This is a genomic window from Paeniglutamicibacter sp. NPDC012692 (assembly GCF_042901625.1).
Lineage (GTDB): Bacteria > Actinomycetota > Actinomycetes > Actinomycetales > Micrococcaceae > Paeniglutamicibacter.
This window is the reverse complement of the sequence record NZ_JBIBDE010000001.1, coordinates 932619-953096: the sequence shown is the minus strand read 5'-3', so window position 1 is coordinate 953096 and position 20478 is coordinate 932619. Positions and strand designations below refer to the sequence as shown.

The 20478-nt window shown below is 66.7% G+C and carries 21 protein-coding genes and 4 tRNA genes; 3 read left to right on the top strand and 22 right to left on the bottom strand.

The genetic code is table 11. From position 1 onward, the window contains the following. Positions 1 to 42 precede the first annotated feature (42 nt). The 3 genes from ACFY5D_RS04435 to ACFY5D_RS04425 all read right to left on the bottom strand — a co-directional run bounded on the left by ACFY5D_RS04435 (position 43) and on the right by ACFY5D_RS04425 (position 1901). Positions 43 to 501: a DUF6278 family protein gene (locus ACFY5D_RS04435; protein WP_387525554.1), complete on the bottom strand. Its 459-nt coding sequence runs from the start codon at positions 499 to 501 to the stop codon at positions 43 to 45. Positions 502 to 592: 91 nt separating this feature from the next. Continuing rightward, complete coding sequence (locus tag ACFY5D_RS04430; RefSeq protein ID WP_387525551.1) at positions 593 to 1108, bottom strand: DUF4265 domain-containing protein; 516 nt, start codon at positions 1106 to 1108, stop codon at positions 593 to 595. A 157-nt stretch (positions 1109 to 1265) separates the two neighbouring features. Next, the gene (locus tag ACFY5D_RS04425; RefSeq protein WP_387525548.1) at positions 1266 to 1901 is read right to left on the bottom strand and encodes a cysteine hydrolase family protein; all 636 of its coding nucleotides are present in this window, start codon (positions 1899 to 1901) and stop codon (positions 1266 to 1268) included. Positions 1902 to 2042: 141 nt separating this feature from the next. Between ACFY5D_RS04425 and ACFY5D_RS04420 the strand changes: the two genes are divergently transcribed. Beyond that, positions 2043 to 2486, top strand: coding sequence for a DUF5956 family protein (locus ACFY5D_RS04420; RefSeq protein WP_387525545.1), 444 nt, complete (start codon positions 2043 to 2045; stop codon positions 2484 to 2486). A gap of 37 nt (positions 2487 to 2523) precedes the next feature. On the opposite strand, the gene ACFY5D_RS04415 is transcribed toward ACFY5D_RS04420, so the two are convergent. The 10 genes from ACFY5D_RS04415 to msrB all read right to left on the bottom strand — a co-directional run bounded on the left by ACFY5D_RS04415 (position 2524) and on the right by msrB (position 13262). Beyond that, positions 2524 to 3000, bottom strand: coding sequence for a Rieske (2Fe-2S) protein (locus ACFY5D_RS04415; protein WP_387525542.1), 477 nt, complete (start codon positions 2998 to 3000; stop codon positions 2524 to 2526). Between the two features lie 36 nt (positions 3001 to 3036). After that, positions 3037 to 3468, bottom strand: coding sequence for a ubiquinol-cytochrome c reductase iron-sulfur subunit (locus ACFY5D_RS04410; protein ID WP_387525540.1), 432 nt, complete (start codon positions 3466 to 3468; stop codon positions 3037 to 3039). 138 nt (positions 3469 to 3606) lie between these two features. After that, on the bottom strand, positions 3607 to 5739 hold the full coding sequence (locus ACFY5D_RS04405) for a 3-hydroxyacyl-CoA dehydrogenase NAD-binding domain-containing protein (protein ID WP_387525537.1): 2133 nt from the start codon (positions 5737 to 5739) through the stop codon (positions 3607 to 3609). Positions 5740 to 5741: 2 nt separating this feature from the next. Continuing rightward, on the bottom strand, positions 5742 to 6983 hold the full coding sequence (locus ACFY5D_RS04400) for a thiolase family protein (RefSeq protein WP_387525534.1): 1242 nt from the start codon (positions 6981 to 6983) through the stop codon (positions 5742 to 5744). A gap of 163 nt (positions 6984 to 7146) precedes the next feature. Then, positions 7147 to 8457 (bottom strand): HRDC domain-containing protein, encoded by a 1311-nt coding sequence (locus tag ACFY5D_RS04395; RefSeq protein WP_387525531.1) that lies wholly within the window; start codon positions 8455 to 8457, stop codon positions 7147 to 7149. 70 nt (positions 8458 to 8527) lie between these two features. Further along, a complete protein-coding gene (locus tag ACFY5D_RS04390; RefSeq protein ID WP_387525529.1) occupies positions 8528 to 9166 on the bottom strand; it encodes a DUF3000 domain-containing protein in 639 nt (212 codons plus the stop codon). A 104-nt stretch (positions 9167 to 9270) separates the two neighbouring features. Beyond that, positions 9271 to 10344: a threonine aldolase family protein gene (locus tag ACFY5D_RS04385; protein ID WP_387525526.1), complete on the bottom strand. Its 1074-nt coding sequence runs from the start codon at positions 10342 to 10344 to the stop codon at positions 9271 to 9273. An 80-nt stretch (positions 10345 to 10424) separates the two neighbouring features. Then, complete coding sequence (locus ACFY5D_RS04380) at positions 10425 to 11153, bottom strand: SDR family NAD(P)-dependent oxidoreductase (RefSeq protein WP_387525523.1); 729 nt, start codon at positions 11151 to 11153, stop codon at positions 10425 to 10427. Between the two features lie 72 nt (positions 11154 to 11225). After that, complete coding sequence (locus ACFY5D_RS04375) at positions 11226 to 12599, bottom strand: DUF6421 family protein (RefSeq protein WP_387525520.1); 1374 nt, start codon at positions 12597 to 12599, stop codon at positions 11226 to 11228. A 219-nt stretch (positions 12600 to 12818) separates the two neighbouring features. Beyond that, the gene (gene msrB, locus ACFY5D_RS04370; protein WP_387525517.1) at positions 12819 to 13262 is read right to left on the bottom strand and encodes a peptide-methionine (R)-S-oxide reductase MsrB; all 444 of its coding nucleotides are present in this window, start codon (positions 13260 to 13262) and stop codon (positions 12819 to 12821) included. Between the two features lie 145 nt (positions 13263 to 13407). On the opposite strand from msrB, the gene ACFY5D_RS04365 reads away from it, so the two are divergent. After that, positions 13408 to 14661, top strand: a complete 1254-nt coding sequence (locus tag ACFY5D_RS04365) for an alpha/beta fold hydrolase (protein ID WP_387525514.1) — start codon at positions 13408 to 13410, stop codon at positions 14659 to 14661. Here the strand turns inward: ACFY5D_RS04365 and ybaK are convergent. The 3 genes from ybaK to ACFY5D_RS04350 all read right to left on the bottom strand — a co-directional run bounded on the left by ybaK (position 14658) and on the right by ACFY5D_RS04350 (position 16625). Further along, the gene (gene ybaK / locus ACFY5D_RS04360; RefSeq protein WP_387525511.1) at positions 14658 to 15167 is read right to left on the bottom strand and encodes a Cys-tRNA(Pro) deacylase; all 510 of its coding nucleotides are present in this window, start codon (positions 15165 to 15167) and stop codon (positions 14658 to 14660) included. The genes ACFY5D_RS04365 and ybaK overlap by 4 nt on opposite strands. Positions 15168 to 15262: 95 nt before the next feature. Then, a complete protein-coding gene (locus ACFY5D_RS04355) occupies positions 15263 to 15712 on the bottom strand; it encodes a SufE family protein (RefSeq protein ID WP_387525508.1) in 450 nt (149 codons plus the stop codon). Between the two features lie 4 nt (positions 15713 to 15716). Next, on the bottom strand, positions 15717 to 16625 hold the full coding sequence (locus tag ACFY5D_RS04350) for a sulfurtransferase (protein WP_387525505.1): 909 nt from the start codon (positions 16623 to 16625) through the stop codon (positions 15717 to 15719). A 259-nt stretch (positions 16626 to 16884) separates the two neighbouring features. Between ACFY5D_RS04350 and zapE the strand changes: the two genes are divergently transcribed. Further along, positions 16885 to 17922, top strand: a complete 1038-nt coding sequence (gene zapE, locus ACFY5D_RS04345; protein ID WP_387525502.1) for a cell division protein ZapE — start codon at positions 16885 to 16887, stop codon at positions 17920 to 17922. A 96-nt stretch (positions 17923 to 18018) separates the two neighbouring features. Here zapE and ACFY5D_RS04340 read toward each other — a convergent pair whose 3' ends face one another. The 6 genes from ACFY5D_RS04340 to ACFY5D_RS04315 form a co-directional block, all read right to left on the bottom strand. After that, positions 18019 to 19215 (bottom strand): benzoate/H(+) symporter BenE family transporter, encoded by a 1197-nt coding sequence (locus ACFY5D_RS04340; RefSeq protein ID WP_387525499.1) that lies wholly within the window; start codon positions 19213 to 19215, stop codon positions 18019 to 18021. Positions 19216 to 19320: 105 nt separating this feature from the next. Next, on the bottom strand, positions 19321 to 19548 hold the full coding sequence (locus ACFY5D_RS04335; protein WP_387525496.1) for an antitoxin: 228 nt from the start codon (positions 19546 to 19548) through the stop codon (positions 19321 to 19323). A gap of 299 nt (positions 19549 to 19847) precedes the next feature. Beyond that, positions 19848 to 19920 (bottom strand) — tRNA-Gly (locus tag ACFY5D_RS04330). 32 nt (positions 19921 to 19952) lie between these two features. Beyond that, a tRNA-Val gene (locus tag ACFY5D_RS04325) sits at positions 19953 to 20024 on the bottom strand. A gap of 147 nt (positions 20025 to 20171) precedes the next feature. Beyond that, a tRNA-Gly gene (locus ACFY5D_RS04320) sits at positions 20172 to 20247 on the bottom strand. Positions 20248 to 20281: 34 nt separating this feature from the next. After that, positions 20282 to 20353 (bottom strand) — tRNA-Val (locus tag ACFY5D_RS04315). Positions 20354 to 20478: the final 125 nt, after the last annotated feature.

Sequence of the window (20478 nt, the reverse complement as noted above, 5' to 3'; positions counted from 1 at the left end):
GCCATTGCCGCAGAAGGGGAACGCTGAGCTGACTGGTGCCCACTATGCGTCGCGGGCGACGATCTCAAGAACGTGGGCATAGCTTTGCACGAGGCTAGGGTAGGCGATGGTGAGGCGTCGTTCTGCAACTCCAATGACGTCAACGGCGACGGTCTTGGTGACTTGGACGCAGGGGGATCCGCCTGTTGCCTCCCAGTGCGCGTCGGGAACGTTGTGTGTCAGGACGTCTCCGTAGAACATGCCGATTGGACGGGCAAGCTCTGTCAGCCCGTCCTCGACGGTGCTGTCGATCAGGGCATCGATCGCGGCAAGGCCGTCGGGGGTGCGCGGCAACTCCTGGCCCCGTACCCGGAAGTACTGGAGCAGTTCGTCATAGCCGCCAACGTTGGTTGGTGGAGGTGCCGTATCGGTCGGGTCCACCGGCTTGTATTCGCCGAAGTACCGGGGTGGCGGCGCCGGCAGCCGTGGCAGCGGCTCGGCCGGCTCAAATGGATCGTTCACGCCAACGTCCCTTGCGTTGTCACGGGTGGCTGGATCGCCTCATCGTCTTGACCGCATGCCGAGCGGGCTGCGGGAAGAAATCGACCCCGTTTCAGTCTGAGTACATATGGCCGATTTCGTACTCCAGGAGTCCTTCCTGACTGAGCTGCGCCAAGCGTTCGGTTACCGCCTGTGAAACATTGGGGTCGCAGGACAGCGCCGTAAACCTGGGCGTGAGTACGTCGACCAAGCATCCCAAAGTGGCGAATTCCTGAGCCAATGGGTACCACCCGGTTTCATCGCTCGCGTCGGCCAAGAGGAACCTGAACGTGTAGTTGCCGCTGCGTTGCGCCATTCCCGTAGCCACGAAGGGTCCCTCCGCCGATCGAACGACGGTGACTCGGTCGCCGAAACGTAGATCGTAGGCGTAGGCCGGCACGCCCAGAACGGTGATGGAGCCATCGCTTTCGACCTTCCCGTTTAGGCCTTCCCAGTATTGAACGCCGTCTTCATCCACCGGCAATGCGAACCAGACCGTTTCGTTCGCTGCCGCACTATCCGGAAGTGGTTCCAAATCGCCATCGTGCCAATGCGTGACCAGGCTCGGGTGAAGTCGATACTCGTCCATGGCAGGAGCCTATCCGCAGTTCTGCACGATCATCGCCGTTTGACTCCTTGGCGAGAATTTCCGTGTCAATCATCCTCGGTCCCTTCGCCCGGGGTGGATTTTCCAACCGCCGGGTTCGCGAGCCGGGGGGCTTCGCGCCGAAGCCCCCCGGCGTACCTCAGTAACCGCGCGAGGTGTCGGCAAGCTCCTGTGACGATTCCAGCGTGGCGATGAACTCGTCGGCGGTGGCCGGGGTGGAGAACATCGGATAGTTGAACCGGACCGCCGACTCGCCTTCCTCCACGGAGGTTGCCGCCACCGCGTCGGTGAGCGTCACGACTTCGAAGCCGCGCTCATATGCGGTGCGCATTGTGGATTCGACGCAGCAATTGGTGAGGAACCCGGCAAGAACCACCTTGGTGATGCCCTTGGATCGCAGGATGAAGTCGAGGTTGGTGCTGCCGAAGGCATCAAGGCCGCGCTTTCCCTCGATGACGATGTCGGATTCGACTGGCGCAAATCGTTCGTCGATTTCCGCGCCCCACTGGCCCTTGACGAAGGCCGTGGCGTCGACGACTCCCTTGAGGATGCCGTAGGGGTGGGAGGATATCTCGTTGTAGCCCGGCGCGAAGCTGATCGGCGCGTGGATGACCGTGGCCCCGTTTTCGCGGGCGGCAGCCAGCACCTTGGCCGCGTTGTCCAGCGTCGCGTTCGCTTCAATGGAGTCCTTGACGGCGTCGTGGAGCACGCCTCCTGGGGAGGTGAAGTCGTTCTGGAACTCTATGAAGACAACCGCTGTGGATTCGTTGGACATGAAGGGGCTCCCTTGTCTGTGCATGGTTGCCGGAGGTGGCATCACCAGCGAATCTAGTACGCACTGCGGTGTTTGGGGAAGGGCCTGCCGTCGACGGGGCGGCCTGGGCACCGGGTGTGCTCGCCGCCTAGGGTTGTGGCCATGTGGAATGACGTGCCGGTCTTGGCGCCGGAACCTGGCTGGGAACCGTTGCCGGAAAGCGGCTGGTTTGCCATGATCGGTTGGGCCTGCGGTGTGTCCAACCTGCGCAGATTCCCCGGGAGCGATGTCGGAAGGACAGTTCGGGTCACTTGCATCGAGCACGGCTCGGAAGGAACCTACCTCGAAACTTTTGGCGCCGAAGACCGTGCCGACGTCGACGAATCGGTCAATGGGTACCTCGCAGATGCGGGGATTCCTCCACGGCCATCAGGCTTCGACTGGTACCTGAGGGTCCCCGAAGGCTGGGCGGGGGAGTTGGCCGTCCAGGATGTGCTGAGCTCGAGGATCCTCCAACGGCAGCGGGCAAGCGAAACCCGCCCCGACCAAATCCTGAAAATCATGGAGTCGATCGTGGGCGGGTTTTATGCGCGGGGAAACCCGTAGCGGCCGCCAGGGCCGCCGTGTGGGCTAGGACGGGCCTCTAGGCGAAGATCAGCACGTCCTGGCCCTTGATCTGGGCGGCAATGCGTTCCAGGGCGCCACGTGCCGGGCCCGCGATGGCCTTGCCGTCCGAAGGCTGGAAGTAGGAGCCGTGGCAGGGGCAGTAGAAGTCCTCGCCCTGGGGTGCCTTGGTGGTCACCGCGCAACCCTGGTGGGTGCAGATGGCCGTGTAGGCGAGGACGGTCTTTTCGTTGGGGCGGAAGAGCAGGAAGCCCGCATCCTTGGTCTTCCCGTCGGCGCCGGTCCGAGGCGCGGTGACGGAGAGCCGGGTACCAACGCCCAACTCCGAAAGCGTTGCCACGACCGTGCCCTCGCCGCTGGGCTCGGGCGGGGCCGAAGGGACATTGTTCGGCGCGGCGGATGAGCCGTCGCCGCACGCTGCCAAGGCAACGGCGGCACCGGCCGCCATGGTGGATCCAACAAAGGCACGACGGGTCTGTGGAGAAATGGAACTCATGCCCTCCATCATTCCACGGGTCGGCAGCCTGCCCGGCTACAGGTAGATCTTGACCTTGTCGCCCTCGATGCTTGCTGCGTATCTGGTCAGGGGCTTGGGGGCGGGACCCTGGGTGACCGAGCCATCCAACTTGGAATACTCGGACCCGTGGCACGGGCAGATGAAGTTCTTGCTGTCACCGGTTCCCACCTTGCACCCCTGGTGGGTGCAGACCGAGGTGTACGCCAGGACCGTCTTTTCATCGGGACGGTAGAGCAGGTAGTTGTGCCCGTTGACCGTCACGGATGTGGTGCCCAGGACCGGGAGCTTGGACAGGTCGGTGGCGTCGTACTCGGTGCCGGTGGCGGACGGGATGGCGTCGCTGGACTTGCCCTGCCCGCAGGCCACCAGGGTGGCCGCGGCGCCGGCAGCCAGGGAGGTGCCAAGAACAACCCTGCGAGTGGGCGACAAAGTGATGTTCTGTTTCATAAGCACAGTGTCGCGTAGAAACGGCGCAAGGTCGATGGATGGGGGAAGGTGAATCTTTGCGCGCCCCCTCCTGGACACAAACAAAAGGTGGCCCGGAAGCATGCGCTCCCGAGCCACCCGCAGACCAATGCCCGAGGGCTAGATCTGGTGGAACTTCTTCCCGTTGACCCGTTCGGAGGCGCCGACCTGGTCAAGGTACGGTGTGATGCCGCCCAGATGCATGGGCCAGCCCGCGCCCATGATCATGCACAGGTCGATGTCCTCGGGGCCAGCCACGACGCCCTCGGCCAGCATCAGGCCGATCTCCTGCGCCAGGGCGTCCTGGGTGCGCAGGAGCAGCTCGTCGGCCGTGCTCGGGCTCGAACCGAACGTCAGGAGCTCCAGCGTTGATTCGGGGATTTCCTGCCCGCCGTCGGCCGTCGGGACCCACAACGACTTGATGCCGTTGTCGATGAGCACCTGCAGGTTGTCCGAGACGCGGAAGCGCTCGCCGAATGCCGCATTCAGCGACCCGGACACGTGGTGCGCCACCGGGATGCCGACCATGGCCAGCAGGGTGAACGGCGTCATCGGCAGTCCCATGGGGCGCAGCGCGTTGTCCGCGACCGTGGCGTCGGTGCCGTCGTCGAAGGCGTTGGAGACCTCGCCCATCAGGCGCAGCAGGATGCGGTTGACGACGAATGCCGCCTCGTCCTTGACCAGCACGCTGGTCTTGCGCAGCGTCTTGCCTAGGGCGAAGGCCGTGGCCAGGGCAACGTCGTTGGTGTGTTCGGTGCGCACGATCTCCAGCAGCGGCATCAGCGCCACCGGGTTGAAGAAGTGGAATCCGACCAGGCGTTCGGGGTGCTTGAGGTCCCGGCCCATCTCCGTGACCGACAGCGAGGAGGTGTTGGTGGCCAGGATGCACTCGGGCGAGACGACGGCCTCCACCTCGGCGAAGACCTGCTTCTTGACGGCGAGTTCCTCGAAGACGGCCTCGATCACGAAGTCGGCATCGGCGAAGGATTCCTTGGTGGCCGATCCGGTGACCAGGGCCTTGGTGCGGTTCGCCGCGTCGGGGGAGATGCGTCCCTTGGCCAGCTGCTTGTCGACCTCCCCGTGGATGTAGGCCAGGCCCTTGTCCACGCGCGCCTGGTCGATGTCGGTGATGACCACGGGCACCTTCAGGTTCTTGGCAAAGAGCAGCGCCAGCTGGCCGGCCATGAGTCCCGCGCCCACGACGCCGACCTTGGTGACGGGCCGGGCGAGCTTGGCATCCGGCGCCCCCGCGGGGCGCTTGGAACGCTTCTGCGTCAGGTCCAGGAAGGAGTACACGGTGTTGTGGAAGGCGTTGGTCTGCATGAGCTCGGTGAGCGCGGCGATTTCCAGCTGCGCGGACTCGGCCTGGCTGATGCCGGCGCCGGCCTCGAAGACCTCGATCACCTTGGCCGGTGCCGGGGCGGCGTTGGAGGTCTTGGCCTCGACGAACGCGCGGGCCTTGGCGGCAGCCGCCGCCCAGCGGGCCGCGACGGCGGGATCGGTGGCGGGGTCCACGGCGTTGGGGCGCTCGACCTCGACGCTGCCCCCCAGCACGCCGCCGGCCCAGAGCAGCGACTGCTCCAGGAAGTCGGCGGGCCCGAAGAGCGCATCGGCGATGCCGATCTTGGCCGCCGCAACGCCGTTGAGCGAGCGGTTGTTGTTCAGCGGATTCTCGATCATCACGGTCATGGCGGCCTCCGGGCCGGTGAGCCGCGGCAACCGGTAGACCCCGCCCCAGCCCGGGACCAGGCCGATGAAGGCCTCCGGCAGGCCGATGCCGTTGGCGCCCGAGGACACCGTCCGGTAGGTGCAGGCCAGGGCGATCTCCAGGCCGCCGCCCAGGGCGACGCCGTTGATGAACGCGAAGGTCGGCACGCCCAGGTCCGCGAGCAGGTCGTAGGCCGCGTGTCCCAGGGTGGCCATGGCGGCGCCGTGCTCCGGCGAGGAGAGGTGCTTGACGCCGGAGAGGTCCGCGCCGGCGACCAGGAAGTACGGCTTGCCGGTCACCGCCAGCGCGTCGATTTCCCCGGCCGCGGCGCGCGCCTTCTGCTCGGTGAGCACGCCGTGCAGCTCGATCAGCGTGTTGGGGCCCAGCGTGGTCGGCTTGGTGTGGTCAAGGCCGTTGTCCAGGGTCAGCAGCGCCAGCCGCTTGCCGCCGGGCAGGACCACGTCGCTGACCAGCGAGTGGGTGACGATTTCGTTCGGGATCGCCGCCGCGAGGGCGGAGAAGTTTTCGATGGTGCCCTGGCTCATGGCTAGGCGTCCTTTCCAAAGTCGGCGTGGTGCGGGTTTTCCCAGACGACGGTGCCGCCCATGCCCAACCCGATGCACATGGTGGTCAGCCCGTAGCGGACCGAGGGGTCTTCCTCGAATTGGCGGGCCAGCTGCGTCATCAGGCGGACGCCGGAGGAGGCCAGCGGGTGGCCCACCGCGATGGCCCCGCCGTAGCGGTTTACGCGGGGATCGTCCTGGTCGATGCCGAAGTGGTCCAGGAAGGAGAGTACCTGGACGGCGAAGGCCTCGTTGATCTCGAACAGCCCGATGTCCCCGATGTCCAGTCCGGCCTGGGCCAGCGCCTTCTCGGTGGACGGGACCGGGCCGATGCCCATGACCTGCGGCTCGACGCCGGCGAAGGCGTAGGAGACCAGGCGCATCTTGACCGGCAGGCCGAGCTCCTCGGCGGCGTCGGCGCTGGCCAGGATGGCCGCGGTGGCGCCGTCGTTCAGGCCAGCCGCGTTGCCGGCGGTGACGCGCCCGTGGGCGCGGAACGGGGTGCGCAGCTCGGCCAGCGAGTCCAGCGTGGTGCCCGGGCGCGGCGGCTCGTCTGCGGTGTGCAGGGCCCAGCCCTCCTCGGGGCGGCGGGCCGCGACCGGGACCAGGTCCGGCTGGATCTGATCGGCCCGGTAGGCGGCGGCGAGCTTCTCCTGGGAGGCGACGGCGTAGCGGTCGGCGCGTTCCTTGGTGATGGCCGGGAATCGGTCGTGCAGGTTCTCCGCGGTGTTGCCCATGTTCAGGGCCGCGGGGTCGACGATGCGTTCGGAGAGGAAGCGCGGGTTCGGGTCCGCGCCGGCCCCCATCGGGTGGTTGCCCATGTGCTCGACGCCGCCGGCGATGACCACGTCGTAGGCGCCGAAGGCGATGGATCCGGCCGTGGTGGTCACGGCGGTCATGGCCCCGGCGCACATGCGGTCGATGGCGAAGCCCGGCACCGACTGGGGCAGGCCGGCCAGCAGCGCGGCGGTGCGGCCGATGGTCAGGCCCTGGTCTCCGGTCTGCGTGGTGGCCGCGATGGCCACCTCGTCGATGCGTTCGGCCGGCAGCGAGGGGTTGCGGCGCATCAGGTCGCGGATGCACTTGACGATCAGGTCGTCGGCACGGGTGCCGTGGTAGATGCCCTTGTCCCCGGCCTTGCCGAAGGGGGTGCGGACGCCGTCGACGAAGACGACGTCGCGGACCTGGCGTGTGGCCTGGCGCGTGTTCACTGACTGTGGGCTCACCGGTGCTCCTTGCGATTGCTGGGTGGAATGTGATCCACCCCATACGCTACTGGTCGGTAACTTAGAGCGCAAGTGCATCGCGGGACAAGTGCGTCGAGCCGCTTCCGGGCATGAAAAAACCGGCATCCCCGCGGTGGTGCCGCGGGGATGCCGGTCGGGGTGTTTAGCGGGCGGCCAGCTTGTCCGGATCCAGGAGGGCCACGGTGATCACCGGGGCCACCAGGTCGATCTGCCACTGGCGGGCGCCGAGCTCGCGCAGGGCCTCGGTCACGGTGTCCGGATCGATGACCGCCGGCGGCTTCCAGCACAGGCGGCGCAGGTAGTCGGGAGTCAGCAGGTTCTCCAGCGGGATGTTCCAGGTCTCGGCGGTGCGCGTGATGCGGGTCTTCGCGGTCTGCAGGCGCGCAGCGGCCACCGGGTCCTTGTCAGCCCAGACGCGCGGCGGAGGCGGCGCGTTGGACGGCACCTGGTTCGGCGGCAGGTCCTTGCTGAAGCGGGCGTCCTGCAGGGCGCGCAGCCAGCGCGGCGCGTCCTTGGCCGCCGAGCGGCCGTGGAAGCCGGGGGTCTTCAGCAGTGCCGGGACGCTGGTGGGCATGGCCTTGGCCGCCGCGACCAGCGCGGAGTCCGGGATCAGGCGGCCGGGGGCGACGTCGCGGCTGCGGGCCAGCGCCTCGCGGGCCTCCCACAGCTGCTTGACGGCGGCGAGGGTCTTGCGGTCGCGGATCTGGTGCAGCCCGGAGGTGCGGCGCCACGGGTCGGTGCGCGGGGGAGCGGCGGGCGCGGTGCGCACGGCCTCGAACTCCTGCTCGGCGAACTCGAGCTTGCCGCCCTCCTCGAGGAGCTTGATGAGCTCCTCGCGCAGCCGGTCCAGCACCTCGACGTCCAGGGCCGCATAGCGCAGCCACGGTTCGGGCAGCGGGCGGGTCGACCAGTCGGCTGCCGAGTGTTCCTTGGCCAGGCGCAGGCCCAGCAGCGACTCCACGGCCGGGCCCAGGCCCACGCGCGGCAGGCCGGCGATGCGCGCGGCAAGCTCGGTGTCGAAGAGGCGCGCGGGCGCCATGCCGAGCTCGGCCAGGCACGGAAGGTCCTGGGATGCGGCGTGCAGGATCCAGGTCTCGTCGCCGATGGCCTGCTGGATCTCGTCCAGGTTCTCGAAGGGCTCGGGGTCGATCAGCCAGGTGCCCGAACCCTCGCGGCGCAGCTGGACCAGGAAGGCGCGCTGGCCGTAGCGGAAGCCGGAGGCGCGCTCGGCGTCGACGGAAACCGGGCCGGTGCCCGCCGCGATGGCGCGCGCGGCTCGCTTGAGTCCGGGAACGGTGACGATGACCTCGGGGACGCCGTCGCGCGGGGTGTCCAGCAGAGTCGGTTCGGCAACAACCTCCGCGGCCTGTGGTTCTGTCGACTCCCGGGATGCGGCGTCGAGGCTGGGGGCATCTGTTGCGCCGGGGCGCTGGGCGTGTTCGGTACGGGTCATGGTGCATCCAATTCTAGTACCGAATGCAAGCACGGCGGGATTTGGGGCCGCCGGGGGCGGTTCGGGACCTTCAGGAAAAGCGGCGGTGCGGCAGCGCCGTGACGCCGCTGGGCAGCGGCGGCAGGCCGGCGAAGGTGCAGACCATGTCCGCCCACGCCTCCAGGTGCGCCGAGATGTTCCCGTCCCCGGGGGTCCAGGAGGCGCGCAGCTCGATGTCGATGGTGTCGTTGCGCTCGGCAAGGGTTCCGTAGCTCTCCGAGAGCACGCGGGTGGCGGTGCCTCCGGCCTGGCGGTACTCCGCGCCGGATTCGGTGAGGGCGTCGACCAGCCAGGTCCAGGCCACGGAGCCGAGCATCGTGTCGTTGCCCATTTCAGATTCCATGCGCGCCCTGATGTAGGTCACGATCCGGAAATCGCCGTCCCAGAGGGCGGATCCCGCCGGGTCGTGCAGCAGGATGAAGCGGCCGGTGGCGAGCTCCTCCCCGTGGATCGCCTGGTGCGGATCGACTCCGGCCTTGGCCGCGCCGAGGGTGCTGCGCGGGACGCGTTCGTGGACGTCGGCGGCCAACGCCAGCGCGTAGGGGGCCAACCGCGCCGGGGCCGGGATCTCTTCCAGGCGCAATTCGCTGCGGCAGCTGGTGCGGCGCACCGCGGCCAGCGCTTCGAGGAACGCTGGCGGCACTACTGATATCGGTCCATGGGAGCTCACATGGCGAGTCTAAAGTGCCGCGGCGCTTTGTTGCGTCAAGGCACGCCGGGAGGGGTTTGACTCGTGTCCCCGCCTCCCGGCGCCCTGCCGCTGCAACGGGGGTGTCAGACCTTGAGGGCTGCCATTTCTTCCTTGAGCGCCGCGACGAAGGCGTCGACGTCGGCCTCGGTGGTGTCGAAGGAGCACATCCAGCGGACCTGGCCCGCGGCGCGGTCCCAGTCGTAGAAGCGGAAGCGCTCGCGCAGCTTATCGGCCGCGGCGTTGGGCAGCGCGGCGAAGACGCCGTTGGACTGCGTCGGGTAGACAAGCTCCACGCCGTCGACCTCCGCGACGGCGGCGCTGAGCTTGGCGGCCATGGTGTTGGCGTGGCCGGCCGAGGCCAGCCAAAGGTCCGTGCCGTAGAGGGCCAGCAGCTGGGCGGAGATGAAGCGCATCTTGGAGGCGAGCTGCATGTTCATCTTGCGCAGGTACTTCAGCGAGTCGGCCGGGCCGGGGGAGAGGGTGACGATGCCCTCACCGAACATGATGCCGTTCTTGGTGCCGCCCAGGGACAGGATGTCGATGCCGGTGCCGGTGGTCATCTCGCCCAGCCCGACGCCGAGGGCCGCCGCGGCGTTGGAGAGCCGTGCACCGTCCATGTGCACGCGCATGCCCAGCGAGTGGGCGTGCGCGGTGATGTTCCGCAGCTCCTCGAGCGTGTACAGCGTGCCGAGCTCGGTGGACTGGGTCAGCGAGACGGCCAGCGGCTGCGCGCGGTGCTCGTCGCCCCAGCCCCAGGCCTCGCGGTCGATCAGCTCGGGGGTGAGCTTGCCGTTCGTGGTCGGCACGGAGAGCAGCTTCATGCCGCCGATGCGCTCCGGGGCGCCGTTCTCGTCGACGTTGATGTGCGCGGATTCGGCGCAGATGACGGCGCCCCAGCGCGGCAGCAGCGACTGCAGGGCCGTGACGTTGGCGCCGGTGCCGTTGAAGACCGGGAAGATCGTGGCGTCCGGGCCGAAGTGGCCGCGGATGACCTCGCCGAGGCGCTCGGTGTACTGGTCCTCGCCGTAGGCGACCTGGTGGCCGCCGTTGGCCTCGGCCAGTGCCGCAAGCACCTCCGGGTGGATGCCGGAGTAGTTGTCGGAGGCGAAGCCGCGCACGGAGGTGTCGTGCAATGCCGAAGTCACGGATGAAGTCACGGGGAAGGGTCCTAACTTGTCAAGAGTGTGGATCGCCTGGGCAAAGGGCCCGTGCGTCGGTAAAAAGTGTAGCGCCGCCCTCAGAGGACCGGCAGCGTGATGCGCGCCCCGTTGAGCGTGGCGGCGTCGGTGGTGAAGAGGGACACCGCCGCGGCGCCGAGCGCCTCGACGTCGGTGAAGCCCGCGACATTGCGCTCGGGGTGGGCCGCCCGGGTGGCCTCGTCGCTGAAGGCCTTGATGACCCAGCGGACCGCCGCGGCGCGCTGGGGTTCCGGGGCGGTCTTGTTCCCCGACTGCGCGCTGTTCATGGCCGCGGCGACGGAGCGCATCCAGGCCTCGGCGCCGGCCTTGGCGGTGGTGTAGTTGGCGTTGGAGCCGCTGGGCGCATCCACGGCGGTGGCGCTGACGATCGCCACGCGGCCGCGCGGGGATGCCAGGAGGTCGTCGTGGAAGACCCGCGTGGTGTTGCGCAGGGTGGTGACGATCTGGGTGTGCAGGAAGTCCGCGTCGTCGTCCGACTGCCCGGCCAGGCCCTTGCCGCCGCGCCAGCCGCCGACCAGGTGCAGCAGGCCGTCGATGCGCCCGCGTTCGGTGTCGATGAGCTGGTGCAGCTCGGTGACGGCCGCGTGGTTGGCCAGGTCGACCTCGTAGCGCCCGTGGACGAAGGGCAGGCGTTCGGCGAGCCGGTCCGCGTTGGAGCCGGCGGCCAGGACGGTTGCCCCGGCGTCGCACAGGGCGCGCGCCGCGGCCACCCCGGCGGGGGACGTGGCACCGGCGATGAGAATTGTCAGATCCGTAAGCGTTGACATGATCCTGAGTGTAGACCTCACATGTAGAAGGGTTGCAAGTGCACCTTGCGGTGCACTTGCAACCCCGGGGAATTAGAGTGCGCTGGAGCCGGTCATGCCGATGGTCGACTCGATGACCGGGGTCATCTTCTTGCCCAGTGCCTCGTAGAACATCGAGAGCGGGAACTCGTCGTCCAGCACCTGGTCGGTCATCTCGCGCAGCGGCGCGGTCAGCGGCAGGGCGTCGGGGCCCTTGGCCCAGACCGAGGCCGGGTGCGGGGTCAGCGTGGCCGAGACCAGCTCGTAGGCGGCGAGCCAGTGGGCGATCTTCGGGCGGTCGATCGAGCGCCAGTACAGCTCGTCGATGGCGTCGCCGAGCGCGGAGACCACGGCCGGGACCTCGTCCCAGTCGATGGCCAGCTTGGTGTCGGTCCAGTGCAGCACGTGGTGCTGGTGCATCCACGCGAAGAGCAGCTGTCCGCCGACGGCGTCGTAGTTGCGGTGGCGGGTGCCGGTGATGGCGAAGCGGAAGATGCGGTCGAAGATCACCGCGTACTGGACCAGCTTGGCGTGGTGGCGGGTTTCCTCGTCCTGGGACTCGTCGCCCTGGATCTTCACGCATTCGCGGAATGCGGTCAGGTCGCAACGCAGTTCCTCCAGCGAGTACAGGAAGTACGGCATGCGCTGCTTGATCATGAACGGGTCGAAGGGCAGGTCCCCGCGCATGTGGGTGCGGTCGTGGATCAGGTCCCACATCACGAAGGTTTCCTCGGTCAGCGACTGGTCGCCGAGCATTGCCGCGGCGTCGGCGGGCAGCTCGAGGTTGGTGATCTCCGCGGCGGCCTTCAGCACGCGGCGGAAGCGTGCGGCCTCGCGGTCCTGGAAGATGGCGCCCCAGGTGAAGGACGGGGTTTCGCGGATCGCGACGGATTCGGGGAAGAGCACCGCGGAGTTGGTGTCGTAGCCGGGGGTGAAGTCCAGGAAGCGCAGCGGCACGAAGAGCTTGTTGCCGTAGTCCCCGGCCTCGAGCGCGCCGATGAACTCGGGCCAGATGACCTCGACGAGCACTGCCTCGAGCAAGCGGTTGGTGGAACCGTTCTGCGTGTACATCGGGAAGAGGACCAGGTGGCGCAGTCCGTCCTCGCGCTGGGTCTGCGGCTGGAAGCCGAGCAGGGAATCCAGGAAGTCGGGCACGCCGAATCCTGCCGAGCGCCAGGCATTCAGGTCCCGGATGAGGGCCTCGAGGTAGACGGCGTCGTGGGGGAACTGCGGCGCAAGGGCGTTGACCGACCCGACGATCGATTCGACCAGTTCGCCCGCGCGGGCGTGGTCCGCGGCCTCGGGCACCGATCCATCCTTGACCTGGAGGGTCTGGAACTCGGTCGCGGCTAGCTTGAGGGTAGTCCAGGCTTCGGAGGATACGAGCTCGGAGTTTGACAGCGGCTTGGGAAGAGTCGCGTGGGTCATGATCTGACACCCCTTTCGGTGCGGATGGGCGTGCCACGGAGTTGCCCGTGGCCTTCTGTAACCAGCCTACTGAGATGCGATGGTTGCTGGTTGAAAATATGCCCCAGCATTAGTGTCTCTAATGCTCCGGATCGCTGTGGCCCTCCAAGGTGCGACTCGGGGGAATGCTCGGGCGGGAACGGACGGCCAGCGACCGTCCCCGCCCGGTAAAACCGAACGCTACTGGGTGGTTTTCAGCCGAAGGGAGACCGAGTTCATGCAGTAGCGCTGGTCGGTGGGAGTGTTGAACCCCTCGCCCTCGAAAACATGGCCAAGGTGCGAATCGCAGGCGGAGCAACGCACCTCGACCCGGACCATGCCGAGGGTCGAGTCGCGGATGTACCGAACGCGGTCCTCGGCCAGCGGCGCGAAGAAGGACGGCCAGCCGCAGCCGGCGTCGAACTTCGCGTTGCTGGTGAAGAGTTCCTGGCCGCAGGCCCGGCAGGCATAGACGCCCTCGGTTTGGGTGTCCCAGTACTCCCCGGTGAAAGGTCGCTCGGTGCCTGCCTTGCGAAGCACCCGGAACTCGTCGGGGGTCAGCTCGCTGCGCCATTGTTCCTCGGTCTTTTGCACCGTTGGTTCCTCCGGCACGGGGGATTTCTCTGATTGCTGGCTATCGCTCATGGTGGTTTCAACGCCGCATGGGCCGTTGTCATTCCCGGAATCGGCGCCCGTTGGCCCGGCGCGATCCGCGGACGCCGGGGATCCGGGCGGAGAAAACGCCGCACGGCCGCAAGGCAGCGGTGCAAAGATTTGCGATGATGTAACCATGATGGCAAAACAAGCACCGCGTCTGCCGCGTACCAAGTCAACGGGCAAGGGCCTGAGCATCGCTCTACTGGGTGTCGGCGTGGGCGCCGCGGCCGGGTCGTTGTTCGCCGGCAGCGTCTCGGCCCTGGCCGCGTACTTTGCCCGCAGGGTGGTTACCCCCAATGCGGTGCCGGAGGAGAGCCTGGCGATTCTGGCCGTGGTCCCGACCGACGATGGCCAGGACATCATCCTTCCCGCCAACAAGGACTCCACGGCCCCGGGCCGGTATTCGCTCTTCTTCTCGGCCGACCGCGGACACGCGCGCCTCGGCGAACCCAAGGGATACCGCACCGGCGACGGCACCGTCACCCGCCCGGTGGAGGAGGTCTACTCAGGCGACCTTTCCGCCGCGGTGCGCGGCAGGCTATCCGGCGTCGTCTTCAACTCGCCGTCCGACGTCGGCGTGGAATACACCGAGATTGAGATCCCCACGGAAAACGGGGGGGCCCCGGCGTGGTTCGTCGCTGGGACCGACCGGGCCGACACCTGGGCGATCTGCGTGCACGGGCGCGGGGCCAACCGCAAGGAAGGAATCCGGGCGCTCCCCACGCTGGGCGAGCTGGGGCTCAGCGCCCTGCTGGTCTCCTACCGCAACGACGGGGTCGCGCCGGCCGCCATCGACGGGCGCTACGGCCTGGGCGCCACGGAATGGCCGGACGTCGATGCGGCGATCGACTATGCGCTTTCCCGGGGCGCCAGGGAAATCATGCTCTTTGGCTGGTCCATGGGAGGCGCGGTGGGCCTCCAGGCCGCCGACAGGTCCGGCAACGCCCGCAGCATCTCCGCCATGGTGCTTGACGGGCCGGTGATCAATTGGATCGACGTGCTCTCGCACCAGGCCAAGCTCAACCGGATTCCGGAGGCCGTGGGACGGTTCGGCCAATGGCTGCTCAGCAACAAGGCCGGCCGGTGGATGACGGGGCTGGCCGCGCCGCTGGACCTCAAGGAATTGAATTGGGTCGAGCGGCACGACCAGCTGCGCATCCCGACGCTGATCATGCACAGCGAAGACGACGACTTCGTGCCCATCGGCCCGTCGGAACAGCTGGCCGAGCTCAACCCGGAAACGGTGGTCCTGAAGCGGTTCACCCGGGCGGGCCACACCCGTGAATGGAACGTCGACCCGGAACGCTGGGACCGGGAGGTCAAGGACTTCGTGGGCGCGGTGCTCAACTCGACCCGTCCGGGGGAGCCCGCCGAAGCCGCGGGCTAGTGGTGGGCGATGTGCGCGACCTGGGCGTCGGTCAGCCGCTGCAGGTCCGCCGGCGCCAGCTCGATGTCCAGACCGCGGTGCCCGCCCGAAACGTAGATGGTTTCATGGGCCATTGCGCTTGAATCGAGGATCGTCCGCGAACGCTGCCGCTGGCCCAGCGGCGAGATGCCGCCGACCACGTAGCCGGTGCGGCGTTCGGCGGCCACCGGATCGGCCATTTCGACCTTCTTGATGCCCAGGGCGGAGGCGATCGCCTTCAGGTCCAGCGACTGGTCGACGGGCACGATGCCCACCACCAGGGCCGAGGCGCCTTGTTCGCCGGTGGCGACCAGCAGCGTCTTGAACACCCGGTTGGGTGCCACGCCCAAGGCCTCGGCGGCCTCCAGGCCGAAGGAAACCGAGGCCGGATCGTGGGTGTAGGGGTGCAGCGTGTAGTCGACCTTTTCGCGGTCCAGCAGGGTGGTTGCTGGGGTGCCGGCCGTCGCGTGGTTTTTCTTCTTCGTCATCGCCTGTTCCTCAAGAAGGGTTTGGGCAACGGCTTTCGCCGATGCCCAAACTCGATTCCCGTCACGGTGGATGGCGTCTGCCGCCACCGGTGTTGCTACTCGTTGGTCGCCGCGAGGCGTTCGTTAACCTGTCGCTTGATGCGTGCCAGCATTGCAGTCATGCCGCGCAAACGCAATGGAGTCAGGGCGCGGGTGAGCCCCAGCTGGTTGGGCATGTCGTCGGGAACGGACAGCACCGCCGCCGCGGGAAGGCCGTCGAGCCCCTGGTGCAGGATCGACGCGAAGCCGCGCGTGGTCGGCGCCTCGGGCGGGGCGGAGAAGAACAGCGAAACGTTCTGCTCCCCGGCCGGCTCGACCTCGATGGTCAGGAACAGCGGGGACTGGCACTCGACGACCTGTTCGAGCAGGTCCGGGTGGTCGGCCAGGCGCTGCGGCAGCGCGGGGAGTTCCTCGGAGAATTCCAGGAGGAGTTCCAGGCGCTCGCGTTCGGTGACGGCCTGGAAATCGTCGACGATTTCGGCAAGTTCCTTGGGAAGGGTGCTCATGGGATTATGCTCCAATACCTGCGGGCACGGCGCCGGGTTCCGAGCCCTTGACGATGGGAACGCGCACGGCATTGCCCCACTCGGTCCAGGAACCGTCGTAGTTGCGCACGTCCTCGAAACCGAGCAGGAACTGCAGGGCGAACCAGGTGTGGCTGGAACGCTCGCCGATGCGGCAGTAGGTGATGACCTTGTCGCCCGGGGTCAGGCCGGCCTTGCCGAGGTAGACCTCCTCGAGTTCCTCGCGCGAGCGGAAGGTTCCGTCCTCGGCCGCGGCCAGGGCCCACGGCACGGAAGCGGCCGACGGGATGTGACCGCCGCGCAGGGCGCCTTCCTCCGGGTAGGCGGGCATGTGGGTGCGTTCGCCGCTGTATTCCTCGGCGGAACGGACATCGATCAGCGGATTGCCGAAGTGCTCGAGCACCTGCGGCAGGAACGCGCGGACGGTGCTGTCGTCGCGGGTGACCACCGGGTAGTCGGAGGGGACAATCGCGGGCTTTTCGCGGGTGATTTCCCGGCCCTCGGCGATCCACTTGTCGCGGCCGCCGTCGAGCAGGCGGACATCCTCGTGGCCGAAGAGGGTGAAGACCCACAGCGCGTAGGCGGCCCACCAGTTCGACTTGTCGCCGTAGATCACCACGGTGCTGTCGCGGCTGATGCCCTTGGAGGCCATCAGGGCGGCGAAGGCCTCGCCGTCGACGTAGTCGCGGGTGTCCTCGTCGTTCAGGTCCGTGTGCCAGTCGACCTTGATGGCGTTGGGGATGTGGCCGGTGTCGTAGAGCAGGAAATCCTCGTTGGATTCGACAATGACCAGGCCCGGGGCGGAGAGGTTTGCCGCCAACCAGTCGGTGGACACCAGCCGTTCCGGGTGGGCGTAGCTGGCGAACCGGGGATCGGCGTCGATGGGCAGGCTCATGATGAATTGACCTCGCAACAAGAAATATGGGAAAAGATACTGCACTACCAGCCTAGCGATCCGGGAAGGGCAATGGTGGCCCGGGCAGTCATCTTCTGCCATATTTCGCTTCCAGCGTCCGGGGCGACTGCGGCCGCTGGACGCCGACGTGTGATGGGTCTCATTTGCTGGTTGCCGATTCACGAGGCGGTAAAATAGCGGGGGCGTGTTTCGCGCGCCACTCATCACCACACCTCGACGCTAAGGACCGTTCCGCCGTATGGCCACGATTGCGCATCTTTCCCAACGGACCCCAACGGTCTCGATTGAAGAGCTGCTTGCCGGCTTCCACCCGTCCTACCGTTTCGGCGAGGTGTCGTTCGAGACCTACCGCCCGGATCCGTCGGCGCCGTCCCAGGCCGAGGCCGTCACCAAGCTCAAGCACTTCGCCAGCCACATCGGCGCTTCCAAGGGCGGCCTTCTGGGCAAGCTCTTTGGCAAGAAGAAGGCCCACAAGTCGGGCATCTACCTTGACGGCGGATTCGGCGTCGGCAAGACCCACCTGCTCGCCTCGCTGTGGCACCTGGCCCCGGGCCGCAAGGCCTTCGGCACCTTCGTCGAATACACCAACCTGGTTGGCGCGCTTTCCTTCCGCCAGACGGTCGAGGTGCTCAGCACCTACTCGCTGGTTTGCATTGACGAGTTCGAGCTCGACGATCCGGGGGACACCGTGCTGATGTCGCGCCTCATGCGCGAGCTTTCCGACGCCGGCGTGAAGATCGCAGCGACCTCCAACACGCTGCCCGGGGCCCTGGGCGAGGGCCGTTTCGCCGCCGTGGACTTCCAGCGTGAAATCAAGGTCCTGGCCGAACAGTTCGACGTGCACCGCGTCGACGGCGTCGACTTCCGCCACCGCGGCCTGCCCGACGCGCCGGATCCGCTGGAGGATTCGACCATCGAGGTGTTCGCCAAGGAACGCTACGGCGACAAGACCTTTGCCATCGACGAGTTCTCCGAGCTGGCGGAGCACCTCTCCAAGGTCCACCCCAGCCGCTACCGTGCCCTGATCGGCGACACTGACGTGCTGGTGCTGCACAACGTCGAAACGATCACCGAGCAGTCGGTCGCCCTGCGCTTTGTGGTGCTGGCCGACCGCCTCTACGACAAGGACGTGCCAATCGTTGCCTCCGGCAAGCCGTTCAGCGAGCTCTTCACCCCGGAAATGATGTCCGGCGGCTACCAGAAGAAGTACTTCCGCGCCGTCTCCCGTCTGACGGCGCTGGCCCGAGAGGGCCAGGCCGGGGAACCCGCGCTCTAGGGACAACCCGCCCGGGAAACGACCAAGGCCGCGTTGCCCATGCATTCGATGCATGGGCAACGCGGCCTTTTCGCGTCAAGAATGTGTGCCGTGCGGTCAGCCGGCTTTCCGTTCGATGAGGAAACGCAGCGCCAGGCCGGCCAGCAGGGCCCAGAAGGCGCCGCCGATACCGGCAAAGCTGAGCCCGGACGCCGCAACCAGGAATGCGACCAGGGAACTCATGCGGCTCGACGGATCCGCCAGCGCCGAGGATGCCGCCATGCCAAGGGTTCCAAGGAGCGCCAATCCGGCCGCTGCTTCCAGGAGGCCGGCGGGGCTGGCGGCCGCCAACGCCGTGATGGCAGCCGACGCCAGACCCAGCAGGATGTAGAAGCCGCCCGAGGAAACGGCGGCGATCCAGCGCCTTGAACGGTCCTCGCCAGCTTCTTCCCCGGCGGCAAGTGCCGCGGAGATGGCCGCGAGGTTGATTGCGTGGCCGCCAAACAACCCCGCAAGCGAGGTCCCGATCCCGGTGCTAAGCATCGAGGCCCGCCACGGTGTTTCGTAGTCGAAGCTCGCCAGCACCGCCACTCCGGGGACGTTCTGCGAGGCCATGGTCACGACAAACAGCGGCAACGTGATTCCCGTGAATGCCTCGACGCTGAACGCCGGTGCGGTGAACACGAGGCTCGGCATGAGTTCACCCATGGAACCGGATCCGGTGGCCTGTGCCATGGTGATCCCGGCGATGGCCAGCGCGGTGGCCATCGCGGCCGGAACGGCCCACCTGGGGCTGAATCGCAGGAAGACCAGCCACACCACGATCACCGGGGCGACGTAAAGCGGGATATTCGAAAGCGCCACAAACGGGGCCAGACAGAGCTTCAGCAGCACGCCGGCCAGCATCGCCTGGGCCAGGGGGACAGGTATCGAGGCCAGCAGCCGTCCAAGCCAGGGGATGGCACCGGTAGCGGCGATCAGCACCCCGGTCATGATGAAGGCGCCGACCGCTTCGTTCCACCCCATGTTGAGTCCCGCCGCCCCGGCAAGGAGGGCGGCGCCCGGGGTCGACCATGCGGTGGTGATGGGCCGCTTGGTGCACCATGCCAGGCCGATCGCACAAACTGCGAACGTGATGGTGAGTGCAAAAAGGCCCGAGGCCGCCTGGGCATCCGTGGCGCCCACGGCCTTGAGACCGGTCAGGACCACGGCAAACGACGACGTGTATCCGACAAGGGCCGTGACCAGCCCCGCCATGATCGGTTGGATCGTGCTCGAACGCCTTGCAGGGCTTTGCTGAACGGTGTGTGTCAAGACGTAACTTTCTTCATAAAACAACAAGTGCCGGTCCCGCCTCTCGGCAGTACCGGCACCCGTTTGTCGTGCCTAAGGCACAAGTCCTGCTGGGATTGGAGGTGACTAGGCGGTCGGAGCCTCGTCGTCGCCATCGACCTTGTCGAGGAGACCCTTGGCGCCATCCTGGACCTTGTCGACGTGCTCGGCGAACTTGCCGCCGGTCTTTTCGTCGACGAAGTCGCCGGCCTGGTCAATCGCACCGCTGATCTTCTCCGAGTTATCGTGAAGCAGTCCGGTGGCCTTGTCCTTCAATTCTTCGGCCTTGCCCTTCAGCTCGTCAAAAATAGACAACAGGCACCTCCTCTCGATTTGGGGGCTTGTATGCCCCGACTGAGATTCATACTATGTGTAACGGTCAACAAAGCAACAGGCCACACGCCGTAATTTGTGGCGTGTGGCATCGAATGTGACGTGGCGCGTCACAAAACATTGGCAGCGTCCAACGGGATCGGTCACTGCCCGGAAGGAACCACGCTGACGTGCAACGCCGGGAGATCGCGTGCCTGAAGCTGGCGGCCGGATCCGGGGGAGGAAGGATGGCTTAACGAAAAAGCCGCCCGATTCCGAAGAACCGAACGGCTTTTATTCCGAGTGGACAACGAGGTTCGAACTCGCGACCTCAACCTTGGCAAGGTTGCGCTCTACCAGCTGAGCTATGTCCACATGAACATCGATACAAATAGTATAGATCTTCGTGGGCGATACTGGGTTCGAACCAGTGACCTCTTCCGTGTCAGGGAAGCGCGCTACCACTGCGCCAATCGCCCAAAGTTGCTGCACCTGAACTCTACCGTGATTTCCCGATCAATCAAATCGAGGAGAGCCACCGCGGCGAATCCGGGTACTGCCTAGCTTCCTGGAGAAAGCTAAAAGAATAAGGACCCCTCTTCAAAAGAATTGAGGTCCATATTTCTTGGAGTGGACAACGAGGTTCGAACTCGCGACCTCGACCTTGGCAAGGTCGCGCTCTACCAGCTGAGCTATGTCCACGTGAATAATCCACACATGATGTGTTGACTGTTCGTGGGCGATACTGGGTTCGAACCAGTGACCTCTTCCGTGTCAGGGAAGCGCGCTACCGCTGCGCCAATCGCCCAAAGTTTATGCCTGGCTTCTTTGGAAAGCCAAAGAATAAGGACCCCTCTTCAAAAGAATTGAGGTCCATATTTCTTGGAGTGGACAACGAGGTTCGAACTCGCGACCTCGACCTTGGCAAGGTCG